16 protein-coding genes are annotated in these 21,758 nt (G+C 30.8%); 14 read left to right on the top strand and 2 right to left on the bottom strand.

Features of this window, described 5'->3' with window-relative positions:
* Positions 1-12 precede the first annotated feature (12 nt).
* Entirely contained in the window at positions 13-2,382 is a 2,370-nt protein-coding gene (locus ABXT47_RS05230) for an autotransporter outer membrane beta-barrel domain-containing protein (RefSeq protein ID WP_415308080.1), read from the bottom strand.
* 139 nt (positions 2,383-2,521) lie between these two features.
* Here ABXT47_RS05230 and ABXT47_RS05225 point away from each other — a divergent pair, with 139 nt between their 5' ends.
* The 7 genes from ABXT47_RS05225 to ABXT47_RS05195 are packed head-to-tail and all read left to right on the top strand — an operon-like array spanning position 2,522 to position 11,611.
* Positions 2,522-3,535 (top strand): type IV pilus twitching motility protein PilT, encoded by a 1,014-nt coding sequence (locus ABXT47_RS05225; RefSeq protein ID WP_415308079.1) that lies wholly within the window; start codon positions 2,522-2,524, stop codon positions 3,533-3,535.
* A complete protein-coding gene (locus tag ABXT47_RS05220) occupies positions 3,498-4,232 on the top strand; it encodes a Tfp pilus assembly protein FimT/FimU (RefSeq protein WP_415308078.1) in 735 nt (244 codons plus the stop codon). The genes ABXT47_RS05225 and ABXT47_RS05220 overlap by 38 nt, the downstream gene beginning before the upstream one ends.
* A complete protein-coding gene (locus ABXT47_RS05215; protein WP_415308077.1) occupies positions 4,217-4,804 on the top strand; it encodes a type IV pilus modification PilV family protein in 588 nt (195 codons plus the stop codon). The genes ABXT47_RS05220 and ABXT47_RS05215 overlap by 16 nt, the downstream gene beginning before the upstream one ends.
* Entirely contained in the window at positions 4,804-5,691 is an 888-nt protein-coding gene (locus ABXT47_RS05210; RefSeq protein WP_415308076.1) for a PilW family protein, read from the top strand. The genes ABXT47_RS05215 and ABXT47_RS05210 overlap by 1 nt, the downstream gene beginning before the upstream one ends.
* Before the next feature lie 11 nt (positions 5,692-5,702).
* The gene (locus tag ABXT47_RS05205) at positions 5,703-6,479 is read left to right on the top strand and encodes a PilX N-terminal domain-containing pilus assembly protein (protein WP_415308075.1); all 777 of its coding nucleotides are present in this window, start codon (positions 5,703-5,705) and stop codon (positions 6,477-6,479) included.
* Between the two features lie 3 nt (positions 6,480-6,482).
* Positions 6,483-7,022 (top strand): hypothetical protein, encoded by a 540-nt coding sequence (locus ABXT47_RS05200; protein WP_415308074.1) that lies wholly within the window; start codon positions 6,483-6,485, stop codon positions 7,020-7,022.
* A 17-nt stretch (positions 7,023-7,039) separates the two neighbouring features.
* Positions 7,040-11,611, top strand: coding sequence for a PilC/PilY family type IV pilus protein (locus tag ABXT47_RS05195; RefSeq protein WP_415308073.1), 4,572 nt, complete (start codon positions 7,040-7,042; stop codon positions 11,609-11,611).
* A gap of 11 nt (positions 11,612-11,622) precedes the next feature.
* Here the strand turns inward: ABXT47_RS05195 and ABXT47_RS05190 are convergent, their stop codons facing one another.
* Entirely contained in the window at positions 11,623-12,387 is a 765-nt protein-coding gene (locus ABXT47_RS05190) for a prepilin peptidase (protein WP_415308072.1), read from the bottom strand.
* A gap of 351 nt (positions 12,388-12,738) precedes the next feature.
* On the opposite strand from ABXT47_RS05190, the gene ABXT47_RS05185 reads away from it, so the two are divergent.
* The 7 genes from ABXT47_RS05185 to ABXT47_RS05155 all read left to right on the top strand — a co-directional run bounded on the left by ABXT47_RS05185 (position 12,739) and on the right by ABXT47_RS05155 (position 21,754).
* Positions 12,739-13,287, top strand: a complete 549-nt coding sequence (locus ABXT47_RS05185) for a hypothetical protein (RefSeq protein ID WP_415308071.1) — start codon at positions 12,739-12,741, stop codon at positions 13,285-13,287.
* Entirely contained in the window at positions 13,287-14,522 is a 1,236-nt protein-coding gene (locus ABXT47_RS05180; protein ID WP_415308070.1) for an MFS transporter, read from the top strand. The genes ABXT47_RS05185 and ABXT47_RS05180 overlap by 1 nt, the downstream gene beginning before the upstream one ends.
* Positions 14,523-15,122: 600 nt before the next feature.
* The gene (pilM, locus tag ABXT47_RS05175; protein WP_415308069.1) at positions 15,123-17,366 is read left to right on the top strand and encodes a pilus assembly protein PilM; all 2,244 of its coding nucleotides are present in this window, start codon (positions 15,123-15,125) and stop codon (positions 17,364-17,366) included.
* A 5-nt stretch (positions 17,367-17,371) separates the two neighbouring features.
* Positions 17,372-18,040, top strand: coding sequence for a pilus assembly protein PilO (locus ABXT47_RS05170; RefSeq protein WP_415308068.1), 669 nt, complete (start codon positions 17,372-17,374; stop codon positions 18,038-18,040).
* A 31-nt stretch (positions 18,041-18,071) separates the two neighbouring features.
* A complete protein-coding gene (locus ABXT47_RS05165; protein ID WP_415308067.1) occupies positions 18,072-18,464 on the top strand; it encodes a hypothetical protein in 393 nt (130 codons plus the stop codon).
* Complete coding sequence (gene pilQ, locus ABXT47_RS05160) at positions 18,454-19,992, top strand: type IV pilus secretin PilQ (RefSeq protein WP_415308066.1); 1,539 nt, start codon at positions 18,454-18,456, stop codon at positions 19,990-19,992. The genes ABXT47_RS05165 and pilQ overlap by 11 nt, the downstream gene beginning before the upstream one ends.
* Position 19,993: 1 nt before the next feature.
* Positions 19,994-21,754, top strand: coding sequence for a GspE/PulE family protein (locus ABXT47_RS05155; RefSeq protein WP_415308065.1), 1,761 nt, complete (start codon positions 19,994-19,996; stop codon positions 21,752-21,754).
* The last annotated feature ends 4 nt before the right edge of the window (positions 21,755-21,758 follow it).

Genomic DNA, 21,758 nt, shown 5'->3' with positions numbered 1-21,758 from the left:
TTATTAAATTGGCTAAAATTTATTTGAAACTTCTATATTTGCTCCATAGTCAGAAATTTTAGTAAATAAATTCATATTAGAGTTTAATTTGAGATTAAAATTATTGATGTCTTTTACGTAACTTAATTTTGCAGAATTATTTGATAAAGGATCAAAATCAAAAGCAAACTGTGTATCCTCCTCTTTTGAATTGCTAATTTTAATTATAAGATTCTCATTAATAAAAGTTCGATCACAATCTGTTCCTGTATTAACACATCTTTTATCATTTAAATTAATTATCCTTTGATAATCAAAAAATATAGTTAAACCATTTTCAGCTATTTGCTCAAAACCAATGTTGGTCTTTAATTTTTTTTTTGAATATTTGCTAATTATTTCTTTATTTACACTAGTTGAACCTACATTCTGATATTTATAGGTAATATCATCACTTAGATCATAAATAATTTCAATCCCTCCCATTGGTTGAAAAGTCTTCCCGTCTTCCTCATATTTTTCCATTTCAAATAAAAGACCACCAGCAAATTCACCACTTACAAATGTATCTTCATGAAAATGAACATCTTGATTCGACGGACCTATGGTTTGACGACCCTTGGTTTGACTTATAAAATCTGTAAATTCAGATAATTGCGTCACTCCATAAGTAAGTTTTCCTGTAGGAGTAATATTAAGCTTACTATATGCATTTTTAGTTCTGTAATTAATGGATGCAAATGCTTGTTTTCCATTTCGATTACCTGATTTGTCTCCTGAGTATTTATTGTCAAATCTTAAGGCACTTAGGCCCAAAACTGTATTTATATACTGGTTGTTGATTGTTGGAGTAGTACCATAAATATTCAATGTCAAAGACTTTAGATCAACATTTCGAACAGAATTTCTAATATTTGATGCACTATCAGCATACCTTACTGCCAAGCCAAAAAACTTATTATCTCCAATTTTTCTATCTGAACCAAATGTTATACCTTTTGTTTTAATACCTTTTGCTTTATCTAAAAGTGTTTGCTCAAAATCTCCTATTGATACATCCACTATACTCCATGATGACCATTTAGATTTCTTCTTTTCCTCTTTATTTAAAGTATTGCTTACAAGTGATACTAAATTATTTTTTAATGAGGGTTCAAACTTACTTACTAAAGATTTTAATAAAGGATTAGGGTAGTTTATATTAATATTGTGACTAGATAAATTCTCATTCTTTCTATTTCTTTTTATCCATTCAAATCTTTTAAAAATAGTTGAAACATTTAAACTTATATTTTGATTAGACAATTCAACTTGAGAAGCAACAGAGGCGCTTGCATCAAATACACAGGCCACTAAACCATAAGGACACTCTAAATTATATTGATTTATCTGATCTACCCCACCCCCAGTTTGAATTTGAACGATATACATATGCATTCCATCGCTTGAAAAAGAAAATCCTCTTGGCATTCCATAGCCTGTGGATGTGTTACCAAAATCACCAACATTCCATTTTCCGGCAAATTTTGCTGTTGATATATCATAATCTTTTCCTAATCTAAAATAATGAATATAACTTTTATCTCTAGGTGCAGCATCATTTGACATTAAAATAAACATAGCACTCCCAGTATCATTAAATTCAATATCACGTCCTACATCATTTGGACCTGCTGTTAACTCAAGACCCATTGATGTTAAATCTAATTCACTTATTTTTGTCTTTGAAGAAACATCGTAAGGACCAGGCAAAGACCAAGTGGTAACTACTGGAGCGTTATTTGTAGAATTCAATGTAAAAACTTTTGTTCCATCTCTATTTAGCGCAAAAGAATCTTTTTCATTTGAAAAGGAAAGTTTTCCAACATAAGTTGCCGTTGAAAAATCATTTGTTGTAGATAAATCAAACCTACCTAACTCTCCATTTTTATCCAATATAAAAAATTTTCCACCACTTGATACAATCTGTATATTTTCTAATACTACATTCATTGCTCCACTAGCTGTAACCGAAGGTGCAAAACCATCTAGATCATCACAATCATTACTGCCATTATCAGTTTTAATTGAGGTCAGATCAAAAGGTGTGCTTAAAGTATTCATAGATAAGTTAAGAGAATGTTGCATACTAAGATTTGCTGTAAATACTTGAAGACCATCATCACTAAATTGAACATCATGAGGATCCGTCGTTCTGTCATTATTAAGAGAAGCGCTAGTTTGAGAACTTGTACAGTTTGCGTTTCCAGATGGAATACGACCATCTACCCAAGTTACTGTTAAAGCTGCAGCAAGGGCTAGTGATGAAAAAAATAAACTAAATAAAATTAAAAATACTTTAGGTTTAAGAACACTTTTTATAATTAGTTCTTTATTTTTTCTTAAAAAAAAAAAATTTAACATTTTTGTGGACTTAAGTTTTTTCAAAATTTTGAGCATGAAAATGCATTAGTACATCCCTGAATTTTTTTTTTAGTATTAGCAAGCCCAAATTGGGTGACCTCTAATGGTAATACTCTTGTTTATTGTGTAAAAAATATTGATGTTTGAAAAATTAGAAGAATTAGCAAAAAACAATAAAAAAATCTCAGATTTTCATATCCGAAGTGGCTCACCGTTAGCTTACAGACAAACAGGTGAAGTAGTTACGGTTAAAGATATTGTTGTAAAAGCACAAGATCTTCAAGATCTTATGTCGACAAATTGTAATGAAACAGAAACAAAAAAATTCCAAGAAACCCATGAATTAGATTCTGCTGTAATGTTAAGTGGATTAAGATTTAGAGCTAACTTTTATAAAACAATTAATGGACCCGCTGCAGTTCTTAGAAGAGTAGAAAGTGTAATTCCTGAAATGTCACAATTTGATTTACCAGATGTTCTTTATGATATTATTGATATGCATAAAGGATTAGTTCTAGTCACTGGACCAACAGGGTCTGGAAAATCAACTACGCTTGCAGCAATTATAAATGAAATTAATAAAACAAGAACAGCACATATTATTACAGTTGAAGACCCAGTAGAGTTTGTGCACAAAGATGCAAAAAGTATTGTTTCACAGCGTGAAGTTGGAAAACAAACACAATCATTTGCAAGTGCTTTAAAAGCAGCTTTGCGTGAAGATCCAGATGTTATTTTAGTTGGTGAGATGCGAGATCTTGAAACAGTTGGTCTAGCCTTAACTGCTGCAGAAACAGGTCATTTAGTTTTTGGAACATTGCACACTAGTGGAGCACCCAATACTATTAATAGAATTATTGATGTATTTCCTCCAGAACAACAAGCACAAATTCGTGCGCAAATTTCTACTTCATTAAAAATGGTAGTAACTCAAAGATTATTAAAAACAAAAGATGGTCAAGGCCGAGTTGCTGCTTTTGAAGTTATGAAGTGTACAGCTCCAATCCAAAACTTAATACGTGAGGCTAAAATTCACCAAATCCCAAGTATCATGCAAACTTCAGTTCGTGATGGTATGATTACAATGCAAAAATCTTTAGAAGAACTTGTTAATAATGGGAAAATTGATCCAAGTGCAGGAAAAGAACATTAAAGGTTTTAACCTCATAGAGCTTTTGGTTGTGATTGCAATTATATCAGTAATTTCAGCAGCAGCTTATCCAAATTTTTCGTCTTGGAAAAAAGCAAGAGAAGTAAGGGGAGCCGCTGTAAAAATAAAAAGTTTATTCACAAATATTAATTCTCAAGTTCAAAGAGGATTGTATGGATTTGTCCAAGTAGAAGTAAAAGCAACAACAGGCGAGGTAAAAGTTATCTCGAAGGGAATGAAATTGAGTAACCTTGCACAAAAAATTAATGATAGTGAGGATGATTGGAATAAAGACCAAACTTCAAGATGTGCTCTTGTTCAGGATTGGGATGATGAAGGATCCTCCAAAATAATTGAAACAATAGATCCAGAAACCGAAGAAGTAGTAGTAGAAATGATACCTAATAATAAATTAGAAGTGGCCGAGTTAAAATTTGATGATATAGCGGTAAATTTTGAAGCCAAGTCAGGAACCGTTTGTTTTTCTAAAGATGGGTCTTGGTATAGTACTGCTGAGAAGTTTGATTCATCGGGAGCGTTTTATATTTGTGAAGGTAAAGAAATAAAATGTGATGTTAAAGATAATGGAGATCCAAACGATCTAGATCACGATAATTTATTTGCATTAAATTGGTCTAGATTTGGCAATATTACTCTAGAAAAATGGAGCAAATCTAAATCAGAATGGATTTTACAATAAATAAAATGATTAAATTTTCAAATAAAAGAAAAAAACAATCAGGAATCACTATTTTAGAGTCTTTAATCTCCACCGCAATTATAGGAATAGGATTTGTTGCTATTTTTCAAATGGTGAACTTTTCGGTTCAATCTATTGATAGTTCTAGCGAAAGAACCAAGGCAAATTATTTAGTAAGCATGATAGCAGAAGATATTATAGCTCACAAAATAACAGATACTAGTTTTGAACGGATCGAAGGATGTGGTCCTAAAATAAATACTATTGAATCAATAAAACCAATTTATGAAACAGTTGTAGAAGATGCTGGGGAAAATAAAAAAGAAAAATGGAATAGCATTTTTAAAACTGACAGATACCTTAAATGTAAAAGTGAAAAAGATATTAAAGATGTAAAAATTTTTCAAATATGTAAAACAGGATGTGACTATACCTCATCATATGAGGAAGACGAGTCAGATATTCATGCTGAAGTTTATGATGAGATGTTTATAGGAAGAGTGCAAGTTAATATGAACGATGGAAAGAAAAGAAGATTTTTATATTTCACTGCTGATTACACACTTAAATAATGATTAAAAAAAATAAATTAAAAGATATTGCTGGAATAACTCTAATAGAAATTATGATTGGAGTGGTTATCTCAGCTATTATGATGGGAGCGATGTATACAACTTACAGCATTGTAAATAGTAGTTATACTCAAGTCACAGACCGTGCAAAAATTAGTCGTTCTGGAAGAGATATTATTGCAATGTTGATTAGAGATATTAGGTTGGCAGGCTTTAAATATCATTATGGTGTAAACACTGATGATATATCAAAACAAGATAACCTTGAATATATTTCGGGTAGTAGTGATATAAAAATAAGTCATGATCCAATTATAGTAATAAAAGATGAATTAGGAGATGCAACAGAAACAGACACAGCTATATCTAAAAACGAAGAAGCAGATTTATGTTGTGATAAAATTCATATTGTCTATGGGGACTTTAATCAAAATGATACACAACCTTACAAACGATACAGAGTTACGTACTACGCTAAACCAAGTGGGGATAATGAATATTATGCTGTTTATAAATCAAAACAAAGTTGGATACAGTCTAGTGAAAGTGTAACAGGTAACTGGTCCAGTAGTTGTGCTGAATGTTTCTCTGGTGAATTAATTAGAGATCACTTAGTGGATATGGAGTTTATAGTTTTTGATCAGCAAGGAAGAACTATCAATCCTCCTCCAAGACCAGACACTAGTAGTAGAGTGGATCTTTATAATATTAAAGCTGTAGACATAAGATTAACTTTTAGATCAAAAAATGAGTTTTATAGATTTAATGCAAAAGATGACAATCCAAGACTTGTAAAAGGACTTGGAGAAAGAACGCGTAAATTTTTGGATAGGTATTTAAGAGACTCGGTTGTCGTCACTGTGAATACAAGAAATATTGGTAGTTAAGGATAAAAATGATGAATAAAAATGAAAAAGGATTTGCTCTAGTTCTGTCACTTATACTTTTGCTTGTGATGTCACTTATGGGTGGAGCTTTAATAGTTATTTCTTCAGGAGATCATCAAAGTAACAATACTAGTGATCAATACCAGCAAGCATTTTATGTAGCAGAAACAGGCCTTTTAGAAGGAGAAAAAAAAATAATTAATCAATTTTTGGGACCATGGACACAAAAAACAGATATATCTGGACCAGGAGAAGAAGCTACAAAAGATGAAACAGATGCTCATGCTTTATATTTAAACTCTTTAACAGCAGATGAGGGAGGGGATGTTAGACATACAAATGACAGATCTTTACCAAGAAATCAAATAAATGCCATAGACACAAATTGCTTTAAAAGCTTTAGAAATATTAAAAGAGCAGATTTTCAAGTAACCCATCATGTTGTAAATCAAAATTTTGGAAAGCTGATTGAGCCTATTTTTGGAACTCCTGGGGAAGTAGATCCCCTTACCACAGGTGATGTCAAAGTTATGGAAAAGCTTACAAAAGAAAAAGAATATTTAAAAAGATTTAGGTATGAATTTTTTTCAGTTAATATTGGAAGTGCGCCTTATCTTGGAACTGGTTCAAGTATTAAAAAAACATCTAATAATTCTCAATCATTAGGAACAGCTTATAAGATATATGCCTGTGGTATTATGGTTGCCCAAGGTACTGAACTTGATGATTATGATGGTGAGGAAGAAATTATTATTCCGTTAGAAACAGTAATGGTTATGCCAAATTAAAATATGAATAAAATTTTAAAAAAAATTATGCAGATATTAAAGATAACATCCATTTCCTTGGTATTTCTTTTAGTTTTAAACAAAGCTAGTTTTGCATGTGATTTTCTTTCTATTAACATTGGTGGCAACAAATCTCAAATTGAAAAGTATTTTGGACCCATCGAGACAGATGAAGAAAATACAGAGGAACCAAATGATGTCACAACTGTTTCAGCAGAGATTGATCGTTTTTGTCCTAATTCAAATCTAGGTAATTCTTTTATTCAAGCGTTTATTGTAAATGATAAAATTGCTGGAATTATAGTTGGAGTATTAAATGGAACGGATAATGAGGAAAGTAAAAAACAGTTACTTTATAATTATGTGATCAGCAATTATGGTAAAATTGAAAATAGCAGTAGACCAGACTGGACAGGTTATAAAGCGTGGAAAATTGGTGGCAAAGAAATCATATACGGTAAGTGGTACTACAGAAAAAAATTTTTAATTGAAGAATTACAAATATCAAATGCAGAATATAAAGATTATTTAATTATTGAGTAAAAAGGAATGATAAAAAAATGTATAAGTTTTTAAAAATTATAATTAGCAATCTGTTTATTATACTTGTTGTATTAAATCAAAATGCTATCTCTAAACCTTTGCCTCCAGGCTCGGGTGCAGGAGATGTTCCAGCTAACATATTAATACTTTTAGATAGCTCTGCTAGCATGAATAGAAAACTTAGTTCGGGTAGTGGAATTGATAATCCAAATGATATAGTAGAAGATTCAGCAGGTAACCTAATTGTAGGTGAAGGAAATTTAGGCTTTATAAAAATTTTAACAGCTGACAATACCGTTGATCCATCTTTTGCACCTACAACTGCCAATCCATTAGGTAACAGAAATTTTAGAGGTTCTGCAGGGGATACATGTACTTTAGATGGAACTAATAATTCTATAGTTGGTTCTATACGGCACTTAAGTCTTGCAACTAGTGTTTTGGGTGTATCAGGGGATGTGATTTATGGTACTGACCAAGGCAGTAATCCAAAAATTGTAGGAATTAATACATCTGGAGAATGTATTGAAGTTATTACTAATGCTGAGCTTGGAAATTTTAGACCTTTGGCGATGGAAGTAAGAACTATTGGTGGTGAAGATCATTTATTTGCATCTGGAAAAGTGTTTCAAAATGGCATGCGAAAACGTTTTTATACTAAAAATTTAACGACAGGTAACACTTCAACTTGTGGAAGTGATTATGGTGGAACTTTGGGTAATGTCATTGAAAAAGGATTTGACCTTACGGTCGATAATAGTGGAGGCTTTATATATTATACCTTCCAAGGACACATCTATGGATATGCACTAACTAAAACTGGAGACAATTATTGTCCTAGTGATGAAGACCATGATAGATATTATAGACAAGGCAGTTCAAACACTTCTCATCGAAAAGCTGAGGCAATTCAGGTTTCTCCAGATAGCGATTCTATAATGTATGTTGCAAGTTCTAATAAAGATGTAGTTCAAAAAGTAAGTCTTACAGGAGATAGCACATTAACCTCAGTCACACTTGCAGGAAGAGATAGTGAAGCTGAAAATACCGCCAGCGCTGGTGCACTTAGTGCAGCCGAAGTTAATTTGAAGGGTCCAAAAGCTTTGTTTGTTACTTCTACAAAAGTGTGGGTGTCAGATAATAAAGCAACGATTCAAGAATTTGATGAAAACAAATTTACAGTAGCCAATATTGATACTTCATGGCAGGCTGAATATGGTGGAAAAAAAGAGACTAGATTTGAAGGAGCTAAGAGAGCTATCAAAGCAGTTGCATCCGACTCTTCGTTAACTGCAGGAGCTAATTTTGGTTATGGGTTTTGGAATGCCGGGGTATTAGGTGAAGGAAAAGGTAATATAAATACAGTAGGTAAAGGATATTACTGCCATGTCGTTGATGGTTGTGATTATTATAGAGGCTGGATTGGAGAGCATCCAGAAGGAAGATCTCAACTTTTTAACAGTGACTCAGGTATATCTGTAGGAATTAGCAAAGAGGGTGCTGCACAAATACCTGAGGCACTTGATGCTACATCTTTACAATGGGGAACAGATGCTAATGCTTTTGCACAACTAGCTGATGAATATTTTGAGCAACACAAAGATGCATTAAATTTAGAAGGTAGTGAAGCTGAAGAAGCTGACTGCCAAATAAGTTATGTAATTGTTATTGGTGATGGTGAATGGACACATGGTGAACAAGCAGTAGAAAAAATTCGATCATTGAGACAAAATTTGGGTGTAAAAACTCTAGTAGTTGCTTATGGTGGTGGACTTAATGCTTCAGGACTTAGAAAATTTGATGCAATGGCACTTGCTGGTTCATGTGACGATGCAGGCTCACCAGATTGTCAAGCAAGAATAGATGCAGACACTCCTCAAATGTTAAAGACAGAGCTAGCAAGTAAAATACAACAAATTATAGCTGAAAAATTATCTTTTACCGCTCCATCAATTACCGCAACCATTCAAGAAGGGGGCTCTTTATACCAAGCACAGTTTGAATATATTCAGTATGGAGAATGGCGAGGAACTATCAGTAGACAAAGTGTTAAAGGTGATGGATCTTTAAATACAGAATCAAGTGAGGAAAATTGGAATGCAGCAGAAAAATTAAAAAATAGGAGTAACGAGAGAAACATTTGGACTACTCTGCCAGACAACTCATATATAGGAAATTGGAATAATTGGACAACAGATGACAAATATTTATCAGATATAGAAAGTCTTTTTGATTTAACTGGAAATTCAATTTTAGATTATCATAATACCACATCCAATTGTTCAAGTGCTGATGATGTAGAAGATGGAATAAATGATGATATTAAGGGATTAATTAACTTTGTTCGAGGTATAGATTATTTTGATTATGATGGAGACTGCAATATAATTGAAAAAAGAGCGCATTTATTGGGCGATGTTTATAATTCACAACTGGTAGAAGTTGGACCTCCAGATGCAAATTCAAATTTTACAGATGTCAATCAAGAGGCTTATTGGAGAGCTAAAAACAATTACCAATCTTTTGTTAGTGCAAATCAATCTAGACAAAACGTTATTTATGCGGGAGCAAATGATGGAATGCTACATGCATTTAATTCAATTACGGGAGAAGAAGAGTGGGGTTTTATACCTCCCTTTATTGCATCAAAACTACCAACGATAATAAATAAAGCTTATGATGGAAAATTTGCAGGGGATCCAGGTGGAACCAATCCAATTTTTGGTGTTGATGGTTCACCAGTTGTTCATGACATGTATATACAAGGACTAAATGCAGATGGAGCTTATGAAGAAGGTAAAAGCTGGCGTACTATATTAATGATTCCCTATGGGAGAGGAGGAGCCGGTTTTTCTGTATTAGATGTTACTAATCCCATTATCAATGGTGGTCAAGGACCTCTGCATATGTATTCAGTTTTTAATGATCATGTAAATAGTAAAGTTTTAGTAGCTGATAACACGGGTCAGATTACAGAATATCAATATACTCAAGCAACTATAAATATAGATAATTCAGAAGAAGCTAAAATAGCATCTGAAAACCAAAATACAGCAGATGCTGCTGACTCAGACACTTGTGAAGATGACAATAGCTGCACTCAACAAGATGCCATCGCTGCTTGCCAAACAAATGCTATAGCTTCTGGTTCATTTAGAGTTAACGGAACAGCAGCTTGTTTTACAGGTTCAACATTCATATTTGATATAGAGGTTCCCTCAGATGGTGCTGGTAATGTTAGTCAAGATGATCTTGTAGTTACTGAAATAATAAATGGAGATAAAGTTAAAATAAATTTTGCAAGCGCTAGTATGGTTGATGGTTTTCTGAAAGTTGATTTTGGAGCTGAAAAAACTTTCAACGTAGGTACAGGCGATGCATCAACTAATCAAATTGTTTTACAAACTTCATGTTCATCAGTTGGTACAGACCCAGTTGGATATGACTATAGCCAACTAGGAGAAACTTGGTCAACACCAAGAATATTTAGAATCCCTGCACAAAAAGGTGATGCAAATATTAATGATGATAAATATGTGGCAGTAATGGGAGGGGGCATGGGAAATACTTTTGTATGCTCAGGATCAAATGTATTCCTTGTAAATTTAGAAGATCTTGAAAATCCAGGTAGTATTTTTGGTGCAGCGATTAATCAAGGAGCAATTAATATCATTGACACTGATACTAGTGATATAGCAAATGCACTTCCAACAACCCCTGTTGTTATTACACCAGATTTAACACGAGGTGTTCCTTGGAGAGGAGCTATGGTTTATTTTAATGATCTTGAAGGAAAAATTACAAAAATTAACTTAACAAACCAAACAATTAATAATGCTGAACTTTATGATCAAACAACATTATTCAAATTAAATGCAACAGTTGAAAATGGTCGATATAGCTATAAATCAATGGATGCCACAATTGGAAGAGATACAAATAATTTTTGGCTCTTTGGTGGAACTGGTGATTTTCAAAGAATTGGTGACAGGAGTAATGGGATGGACAACATTTTATATGGTGTAAAAGATGAGGATTTTCCATACTTTAAGCACTTAAATGGAGTTAATATTCCTGGACAATTGGAGGGTAACTTTGAGGAAGAAGCTAAGAAAGGTGCAGATGCAGCTAACGATATTGATGATACAAACGTTTGCGTTAATACTACTGATGCTACTGGAGTGCTTTGTCTTCCTGGACCTAATGAACAAGCTTGGGTTATTAAATTGGATCCAAATGAGCCAAAAAGATTTAGAAAAGTATCAGCACCGCCTACAGTTTATAAAGGGAATGTATTTTATCCAATTTACGAACCACCTGAAGGAAATAAATGTAATATAGGTAAAGCGTTTATTTGTTCAGCTGATGATGAATGTGGAACTAACAATTCATCTGAACTAGGTGCGGTAATAGCAGGTGAGGATTGTTTATTTGTTAGAAGAGGAATATTGTCTGAATTAACAATATTTGCAGACACACTTTATGGTAACGTAGCAGGACCTGCTGAACAAGAAGATACATTATTTATTCTCTCTACTAATGCAGGAGAAGTTACTACTTACAGAAGATCTTGGAGAGAAAACTACTAATAAAATTTTTTTTATAATAAAAAACTTTTAATTTGGTTGGAGAAGGACACGTAAAAAATAGCTGCAATAATAATATAAGGTCCAAAAGGAATTTGAGAAGACATCTTTCTTGATTTATTAATTAGTGATGGCAAAACAAATATTAGAGCAACAACAGAAGACATAAAAATTGTAAAAGGAATACTAAACCAGCCAAACCAAAAACCTACTACTGCTAATAATTTAGCATCACCAAGACCCATACCCTCTTTTTTTCTAACTTTTTTATAAAAAAAAATGATCAACCAAATTATTAAATAACCAAAGACACCCCCAACTAAAGAATTGATATAATTTGGAAAAATTGTTTGATTTAAATTTGGATCAAAAGATTTAAAAAATCCCATGATCATTAAAGGAAAAGTTAATTCATTTGGAATTATAAAATGTTTTAAATCTATAAAAAAAATAATAATGAAAAAAACACTTAATATTGATAATAATAAAGCAGCAAGGGTTAGTCCAAAAAAATAATAGATTGATACAAAACTAATAGCAGTGATTAATTCAACTATAAAATATTGTGAATTAATTATTTTTTTACAAAATCTGCATTTACTCTTTAATAATATAAAAGATAGTAGGGGAATATTATCATACCAAATAATTTTTTTTTTACAGTTAGGACAAGAGGATCGCCCTGTAACTATACTTTTATTTTTAGGTAAACGATAAATACAAACATTAGCAAAACTTCCACAAATAATGCCAAAAAAAAATAATGCTAGATAATACACAAATTAAATTTTTATTTGTGAAGCAAAATGTAAAAATCCATCTATAGAGTATTGTATGAATAATGCCATGTCTTGAAGATGTAAATAAAAATTCGGTGAGTTAATAATAATTTCCATAGATGCATAAAAATATCCTAATAAAATGTAAATTACAATTTCATTGTCTAAATTTTAAAACACAATTGACTACGTTGGTATTCGTTTAATCTTTTGAGCACAATTTAATATATTAAAAAGACAAAAATTGTATTCATAATAGTAATTTTTTCTTGATAAAACTTACAAGACAAAAGTATACATTGACACAAACCCAATTTAGGCGCTATGTAAACCCATTATAGGCACATTATCATGACAATAGATAAAGAAACAAACGAAAACATTAAGACTATTTCTTCCGAGGAAAAAAGAGATATTGAAGGAGTTAATGCACCAGCTTTTTCAAAAGGATTATATGACTGGCTAATGTTTTTATTAGCCTACTATTCAAGAATAAGAGAAAATTTAAAAATTGATTTTGAAACTTTTATTATTCTTCAAGTTGTTGTTAGTCATTCACTTTATCACCTGAACAAAGATGGAATTAAAAAATTTACTGAAATTCAAAAAAATTTTGATCTAATGTCTATGTCTAATTTAAGCAAAATTAATAAATTAGCATTTGCTAGTATTGCAGAAGTACTACAGTTACCAAGAGAAACTGTTCGTAGAAAAGTATTACAGCTAGAGCAAAAAGAAATAGTAAAAGTTGATGATGTTAGTGGAATTATACTTGGGCCTGCTTATAAAACAATTTATAAAGAATTTGTTTCAAAAACCACAATAGATACGAGCACCTTAGTTAAAAGATGGAATAGAAATGGAACACTCGAGAGATTATTGCAAATGGATAAAAAATAGTGGGTAAATTGTTTTATGCACTTTATGACTTAGCTAATTCAGCTTATACTATTATAGTTGTAACATTTATCACATCAGCATATTTTGCAAATCAAATTGTAGGCAATCCACAACTTGGTGCAGCGTACTGGCAGTGGACAGCTGGACTTTGTGGAATACTAGTTGCGATAACGGGTCCTTTACTTGGAAACTTAGCTGACAAAGAACCTAAAGGTAAAATTAATTTATTACACACCTTTACTATCTTTTGTGTTTTATTCACAAGCTTGTTTTGGTTTGCTAAACCATCAGTAGATTATATATGGTATGCATTAATTATTTTTTTACTATCAAATTATTTCTATGAAGCAGCTGTAATTTTCTATAATTCACTATTAAAAAGCTGTTCAAATGAAAAAAATATTGGAAGAACATCGGGCTTTGCATTTGCTTTAGGATATATTGGATGTGTTCCAATATTATTATTTTCATTATATGTTTTTGTGTTACCTGACACTATTCCTTTTGGTTTAGATAAAAGTAAATTTGAAAATATAAGATTTATTCCTGTTATTGCTGCGATTTGGTTTTTAATTTTTTCTTATCCCATGATAAATTACTTTAAAAATCATATTGAATACAAAGAAAATAGCGATCCAACTCCCATTTTTAAGAAACTTATTGCATTGATATGGAAAAATAAATTTACAAGTACTGGAAAGTTTCTTTTAGCTAGAATGATCTATTCAGATGCTCTGATTGTTTTAATTGCAGGAGGAGGTGTTTATGCTTCTGGTGTTTTTGGTTTTACTTCAGGAGAGTTATTAAAATTAGCTATTTTTGCAAACTTGGTTGCATTCGTAGGAGTTTTACTGGGTGGGTATTTAAATGATAAAATTTCATCAAAAACTATTATTTTAACTTGTATTTTTGCATTAACGTTATGTGTTTTTTACTCTTCAATTATTGCGCAAACTAAAACACAATTCTTTATCAATGTTATGGTTATATCTCTTTTTATAGGATCAATTCAAAGTGCAAGTCGTGTTATGATGACAGGATTATTAAAAGCTGACGATCAAGGAAGTGGCTTTGGATTATTTAGCTTTTCAGGTCGAATTACAGCATTTGCAGGACCTTTATTAGTTGGAACTATGACTTTCTTCTATTCTCAAAGAATAGGGCTCTTATCTATCAGCATTTTCTTTATTTTAGGCTTTATTTTGATGCTTTTTGTAGAAAGAGACCAAAAATAGAAAAAAAACCTCTTAAAAAGCAAATTTTCTTAAAATACAAATAGATCATATTTAGAGCAAATAAGGATACTTTTTTTTTATAAATAAAAATTTCAAAAATTGTAGATATTTAAAAATTAAAAAATAAACTCTAACACAAATCTAATATCTCTAACACAAAAGTTATAATTCTAAATAAAAAGGAAAGAAATCAATTTTCTTGATTTTTTTAATTTAAAATAAAATTTATTTAGTTGAATTACTCTAACACAATATCAAATTGCTCTAACACAATGTTAAAATTACTCTAACACAAAAAAATTTCCTTATTTAAGGAAAAATTGCGAATTTATAATAAAATTAAATATTTCCTCTTATTTTTTATACTCTCAATTTTAAATTGATAATTTTACCATTTTTGATTTCAATAAATTAAACATTTTATTTTCATCACCTGCGATTCAATTTAATTATTAAAATTTTAAAAAGGATTAATTTTTTCAATTTTTTTGAAATTTTGATGCGCCACCCACTTTAGGTCCACAACTTATGATTACATTACTATTTTGTGTTAGAGATTCGTAAGTTTGGTGTTAGAGAAAAAATTTTAATATAATAATTATGGACGAAGACAATAAAGACATTATCAATAATAACGAAAAGATTAGTGAAAACACCAAGACTGATGAGAATCAATCACAGGGTGAATCTAGTTCTGTTGATGTTAATCCATCTGCGACGTTAGCTGAAAACCAAGAGGAAACACAACCCAAAATTGAAGAAAGTAACGACCACGAGGTAATTCACAAAAAAGATGGCAGGTTACACATATATATCAGGCAAGATAAATATAAAGGTGAACTAAAATCAAAAAACTTTGTTGGCAGACTTTATGTTGATGGAAAACAAAAAATTTCTTCATCAGGAACACCTAACCTTGAAGGGGCTATACCAATATTGGAAAAATGGTTTGATGATATTCATGCAGAAAGCAAAAAGGAAGAACGGGTTCATCAAGAAACAATAGAGGAAATAAATGAACAACCATCTGTATTATCAGAACAAACAAAACCTGTAACAGCTTCACAAAATGTTACTGCTCTAGTTGAGAATAAAGAAGTTTCAGAGTCAAAAATAAATTTAAGTATTCTTGAAAAATTTAAAAGTATTAGATTAAAAAAAATAAGTTTTGAAAAAAAAGATTTAACGAAAAAAATTTCTGCACTAGGAAAAAATAATTTTGTAGGAAAGGTTGAAAGTTTTTTTAAAGCACGACTTGGAAAAAAGTCTGCACAAGGCGAAGAAATTTTAGGCATAGAACTTAACAATACAGAAATAAGGTTAGCTCAAATTTCAACCAATAAAGAAAATCAGTGGGTTCTTGATAAATTTTTTATACATCCTATTGTTTTACCTGATGAAACTTCTGTTTTAGAAAATGCTGATCATGTAAGTAATGAATTAACGATAGCTTTACAAAAAGCAAAAATTGTAACAACAAATGCTGCAATTGCAATTCCAGTAACGAGTGCGATTATCCGTGTAGTAACAGCTCCATTAATGACTGAAGAAGAATTAGCAAAAGCAATTGATACTAATTCACTTTGGGAAAACTTGGTTCAACTAACTGACAACCTAGATGATTATTCTATTTTTCATCAAGTAATAAATAGAAATCAAAAAGAAAATACGATGGATATTTTATTTGTTGCATCAAAATTGTCTGACATAAATAATTATACATCCATAATTAAAAATAGTGGTCTTAATCCAGTAATTATTGATGTTAAATGTTTTGCATTAAAATCAGCAGTCGATCAAATTAATCAAATTTCTAGAAGTACAGAAGATGCTAATTTAACAGCTGTATTAGAATTTGGTTTAGATGAAAATTATGTAATGATTTTATATAATAATAACCCAATTATAACTGATATTTTTTTAAGAGGTCAGGATAGAAAAGTTTTACTAGAGTCAGAAAATCATGAAGAAAGAGAAGCTTTAAGTAGAAGGTTTATTACACAAGTAAAACAAGCGATACAAGACTTTGAAACAAAATATGAAAAAAGAATTAGAAATATAAAAGTAGTTTCAGATCTACCAAACGTAGATATTTTTTTAGGAATTTTTAGAAAAGATTTAATTAACGTAGGGTTTAAGTTATTTGATCCACTAGATGGTTTGAAAGTTCCACAACAATTAAATCAAGCTATTACTTTAAAAAATCGATCCTATTTATCAACAGTTATTGGGCTTGCTTTTAGAAAATTAGACGTCTTTGGGTATTACAAATTTGTAACTGCAGTCAAAAATATCAATCTATTGCCAAATAGAAAAAGTTTAATTAAAGAAAAGAAAATAAAAGCTGTTTCAAATTTTGCATTTAAAGGGGTAGTAGGAGGAGTAATAGGGATTTATTTAATACTTTTCACATTATCTTTTTGGAATATTCATTCTTATAACAAAAAATTAAATAATTATGAAAATGTTCTTTCAATGCACGTTGTTAAAACAAAAGAAAAAACAAAAAGCACTAAAGAGTTGGGTTTAATTACAAAAACTTTAAAATTAAGTAAAAGTTTAAAATCAAATAAAGAAATTAGTTATAGAGTTTTAGCACAAATAGCATCGAGTGTTCCTAATAGAGTAAAATTTGAGTCTGTAGTCTACAATGGGAAAAGCCAAGTTATAATTCAAGGTGTTGCTGCTAGTGATCAAGATATTTTAAGATTAATTGGCAATTTAAGTAGTAAAAATTTAATTCAACAAGCATCGTTAACTTCAATGCAACTACCAAATAGTTCCAATAAAACAGGACAAGCTAGCAAAGGTTTTAAAATTTTCGTTAAAATTAAAAAAGGATAAAAAAGATGGACTTAAATAATTTAAAAATAGAAGATTTAAAAGCAAAAGTTTTAACTTTTACTGACGAAAAGACTCTTATAAAAAGTGGAATTGCTTTCGGAGCAATTATTTTTTTTCTAATTATTTATTATTCTATTTTAAATCCAATTGTAAATTCAAAAAAAATTAAACTAGATGATATGATTGTTAAACAAAATGAAATAATCGAATTCACTAAAAAAATAAAAGCAAACAAAAGTAAGATAAAAAAACTAGAACCTGATTATGAAAAATATTCTACATTATTTCATTCCAGAGCAGAAGTTGAAGGGCTTTATCAAACCCTAAGTGAATTTGCAGGACAAAATGGTTTGGTTATTTCAAAAATAGAAAAGAAAAAACCAGAAGCCATTAGTAGATCAGATATTTTAGATAAAAAGAAAAAGAAAAAGAAAAAGAAAAAGACGACCAAAAAGAAAAGTGTAAAAAATATAGCTTATTATAAAATTCCTGTGGATTTTGAAATTACAGGTAATTTTTTAGGCTATATTAAATTTAAGAGACAAATATCTCTGTCAAAGAAAATGCTTAATTTTGACGAAGAATCAATAAAAGTTGTGCAAGGAACTTCAGCTGGCACAATAAAAGTTGATGGAACTTTAACTATTGTAGGATTAGCAAATGATTTTTTTTAAAACTATAACCTTATTTCTGGTGTTGCTTTTTATGAGCATTACTCCAAACAATGTAATAGCCGATAGTCACGATGTGGGAAAAAATACTGAGGAACCATTACCTTTAAATGACCCTTTTGCTGGAAACTCTTCTTTAGGAAGTGGAAGTGGAACAAGTATAATTTCAACAGATCAAACTGGGGAACGTGAAGAAATGAGTTTATATAATTTTAAACTTGTTGGAGTTATTTCAGGCTCTATTGAGAGTTATGTTTCTTTAGTTAATGCTTCAGGTGAAATTATAACTCTGCAATTACAAGAAGAATTAAGTGATGGAGTAAAGTTAGTTGATATGACACTGAATGAAGCGGTATTTCAAAAGGCAGATGGTACCTATATGACAATTAATTTTAAAAATAAAATAAAGGAAACTGATGAATTTTAGATTAATAAAAATATTTGTTTTGTTTTCTTTTTTAGTACTCAGTTTAACTGGCTGTGCTTCTGGCCAACTTGGGAAATCGAAGACATTTAAACATAATACCCCTTTAATAAAAGAGGATATTAAAAAATCTGGAACAATTGAAATTGATAAAACAGTTGAAATGGGACCTAAACCTAAATTTGAGAATATAGATTTATTAGAAAAAAGAAAAAAAATATCATCTCAGAAAACACGAAATTACTTGCTTATACCTGACGAGTTTAAACTTTTAAAACAATCGGTAACTCTTAATTTTAAAAACTTAGATTACAATGAAGCCATGAATTTAATGGGTAAAATTGGAGAAATTAATATATTAGTAGGCGATGAAGTTGCGGGAGCTATTTCAGCAGAATTAGTTGATGTTCCATGGGATAAAGCATTCAATGCTTTGTTAGATATGAAGAATTTTGCAGCTGATATTGATGTGGCAAGCAATCTTATAAGAGTACACACTCCATCAACTTTAACTGGACAAGAAACTTATAAATCAACAAGAGCTGCGGCTGTTAAGAAAAAAGTGGAACTTGAGGATTCAGTTGAGCCAATTCTCTCAGAAATTTTTAGACTTTATTATATTAGTCCTGCACAAGCTAAAAAAACTATAACTGAACTATTTACTTCAGTGGGAGACTCTTCTTATTCTCCAATTCAAATAACAGAAGAAACGACTACAAGATCCATAATCGTTAGAGGAAAAGAAAAAGACTTAGATGTAGTTGATAAAGTTATTAAAGAAATTGATGTAAGAACTAAACAAGTTTTAATTGAAGCATTTATCGTAGAGGCAGACTCATCTTTTGAACAAGCATTAGGAACTAGGTTAGGTGGAGCATATTCAAGAAAGGGTAAAAAAATAGGTGGCACAGGTGCAAGCAGTATTACCTCAACAGGAACTGGTCAGTCTTCAGCAGCCATAGGAAGTGCGTCTGATGCTTTAACAGATTTTGCTGCAGTTGGTGCAACAAGTGGCATAGGTATTTTAAGACAAACTGGATCAGCAGTATTGAAAGCAGAAATTACAGCTTTAGAAGTGTTGGGCAAAGGTAAAACTATATCCAATCCAAAAGTTTTTACTTTAGATAATCAAGTTGCAACAATCACACAAGGAGAGGAAATATCTTATCAAGCTACTGGGTCTGAGGGAGCAGATACTTCATTTAAAGAAGCAGCATTAAAATTAACAGTTACACCGAGTATTATTGGAGATGGTAACGTACTATTAGAAATTATGGTCAACAATAACACTGTAAATAGAGCAAATGCTGGTGAACCATCAATAAATAAAATGGAAATTTCAACAAAGCTTTTAGTGGCAGATGGAGATATTGTTGTTATTGGTGGAATTAAGAAGAATAAAGTATTTAGTAGCAAATCACAAACACCAGGTGTTGGAAATTTACCAGTTCTAGGAAATCTATTCAAAGGCAAAAGTAAATCAGACAAACTCGATGAATTGTTAATATTTATAGCACCAAGGATATTATAAAATGCTTAAAATCAGCAGAGAAAGTGAGATTAATCTTATTAATGTTTTAATCGATCATGACATTATATCGGGTAAAGATTTACCAAATATTAAAAAGGTAAGTAGCGAGGGCAACAAATCTCAAATTGATGCTGTCTTTGAACTTAAACTTACAGATGAAGATAAGATTTTAGATGTACTTGTTAAGGAACAAAATCTTGAAGTAGTAGACTTATCAAAAGTTAATATTACTGAAGATATCAAAGCTGTACTTCCTTCTAATTATATAAATATGAATTTTGTTGCACCATTTAAAGTTGACGGCAAAACACTTCATATTGCAATACCAGATAGTTCTAAACTTGGTTTAATGAGAAATTTAAAAGCCATAACAAAAAAAAATATAGAATTACATGCGGCTAAAGTATCTCAAATTTCTGAATTTATTGAAAAACTTCTTAGTGAAAGTGGGGATGTAACTACAGCAACAATTAGGAAAGAAAATAAAGATAATAGAGAAAAAATAAAAACATTTGACTCTGAATTAGGTGATGTTGGAGAAGTTCTAGATAAAGCTCCAGAAGAAGATATTGAAGCATTAGAAAATGAATCTGAAGTTATAAAATTCAGTACCGCTGTTGTAGCAGAAGCAATTAAATTAGGAGTGAGTGATATTCATATTGAACCTTATCGATTTAATTCAAGAGTTCGTTACAGATTAGATGGAATGCTTTCAGTACAAGACCATTATACAGAATTTTTACATGACAATTATGGAGCTGTAGTAACTCGTTTTAAAATAATGGGAAAATTGGATATTGCTGAAAGAAGACTACCACAAGATGGAGCAATTAATTTTAAGATAGAAGGAAAGGTGGTTGATTTACGTTTATCAATTTTACCAACTGCAAATAACGAGAGAATTGTAATGCGTGTTTTAAATAAAGATGCAGGAGATATTACACTTGAACAATTAAATTTTGATGAAACTGATTTAAAAATTTTAAGAAAAAATATTCACAGCACACAAGGTCTAATACTTGTTACAGGACCTACGGGCTCGGGTAAAACAACTACACTTTATAGTATTTTAAAAGAAGTGAGCAAACCTCATTTAAATATTTTAACAGCCGAAGATCCAGTTGAGTATGAATTAGATGGAGTGGCTCAAGTTCAAATTAAAGATGATATTGGTTATAGTTTTTCCACAGCTTTAAGATCTTTTTTGCGTCAAGATCCTGAAATTATTTTAATAGGAGAAATGCGAGATAAGGAAACGGTTGACATAGGTTTAAAGGCAGCTCTTACAGGACACCTAGTGTTTAGTACTCTGCACACTAATGATGCACCAAGTACAATTACAAGATTACAAAATATGGGTACTCCAGATTATTTAATAAGTGCTGCGTGTTCTCTTGTTTTAGCTCAAAGACTAGCAAGAAAAACTTGTACTGACTGTAGAGTGCCAGATGATGATGTAAATCCGAAAGTGTTAACTGATATTGGTTTTACTCCTGAACTTGCTTCTAGAGTTAAAGCAATTAAAGGCAAAGGTTGTCCAAAATGTAAAAATTCTGGCTACAAAGGAAGAATGGGAATTTATGAAATATTAAATGTTACAAAACCTATTAAAGAAGCAATATTAAAAAAAGCAACAACACCTGAGTTAAAAGCAATTGCTATTAAAGAAGGTTTTCAAACCATGCAAGAAATGGGTAAAAGAATGATTGCTTCTGGAGATCTTAATTTTAGAGAATTTGAACGTGTTTTATCAAGTTCATAATTAT

Source organism: Candidatus Pelagibacter sp. Uisw_099_02, from assembly GCF_047727625.1.
Lineage (GTDB): Bacteria > Pseudomonadota > Alphaproteobacteria > Pelagibacterales > Pelagibacteraceae > Pelagibacter.
Note: the sequence above shows the minus strand (reverse complement) of the source record. Positions and strands in the feature narration are given on the sequence as shown.

Bases quoted from the DNA above. Each gene is read 5' to 3' on its own strand.
- ABXT47_RS05230 (WP_415308080.1), bottom strand. From the start codon at position 2,382: ATGTTAAATTTTTTTTTTTTAAGAAAAAATAAAGAACTAATTATAAAA.
- ABXT47_RS05225 (WP_415308079.1), top strand. From the start codon at position 2,522: ATGTTTGAAAAATTAGAAGAATTAGCAAAAAACAATAAAAAAATCTCA.
- ABXT47_RS05220 (WP_415308078.1), top strand. From the start codon at position 3,498: ATGGGAAAATTGATCCAAGTGCAGGAAAAGAACATTAAAGGTTTTAAC.
- ABXT47_RS05215 (WP_415308077.1), top strand. From the start codon at position 4,217: ATGGATTTTACAATAAATAAAATGATTAAATTTTCAAATAAAAGAAAA.
- ABXT47_RS05210 (WP_415308076.1), top strand. From the start codon at position 4,804: ATGATTAAAAAAAATAAATTAAAAGATATTGCTGGAATAACTCTAATA.
- ABXT47_RS05205 (WP_415308075.1), top strand. From the start codon at position 5,703: ATGAATAAAAATGAAAAAGGATTTGCTCTAGTTCTGTCACTTATACTT.
- ABXT47_RS05200 (WP_415308074.1), top strand. From the start codon at position 6,483: ATGAATAAAATTTTAAAAAAAATTATGCAGATATTAAAGATAACATCC.
- ABXT47_RS05195 (WP_415308073.1), top strand. From the start codon at position 7,040: ATGTATAAGTTTTTAAAAATTATAATTAGCAATCTGTTTATTATACTT.
- ABXT47_RS05185 (WP_415308071.1), top strand. From the start codon at position 12,739: ATGACAATAGATAAAGAAACAAACGAAAACATTAAGACTATTTCTTCC.
- pilM (WP_415308069.1), top strand. From the start codon at position 15,123: ATGGACGAAGACAATAAAGACATTATCAATAATAACGAAAAGATTAGT.
- ABXT47_RS05170 (WP_415308068.1), top strand. From the start codon at position 17,372: ATGGACTTAAATAATTTAAAAATAGAAGATTTAAAAGCAAAAGTTTTA.
- ABXT47_RS05165 (WP_415308067.1), top strand. From the start codon at position 18,072: ATGAGCATTACTCCAAACAATGTAATAGCCGATAGTCACGATGTGGGA.
- pilQ (WP_415308066.1), top strand. From the start codon at position 18,454: ATGAATTTTAGATTAATAAAAATATTTGTTTTGTTTTCTTTTTTAGTA.
- ABXT47_RS05155 (WP_415308065.1), top strand. From the start codon at position 19,994: ATGCTTAAAATCAGCAGAGAAAGTGAGATTAATCTTATTAATGTTTTA.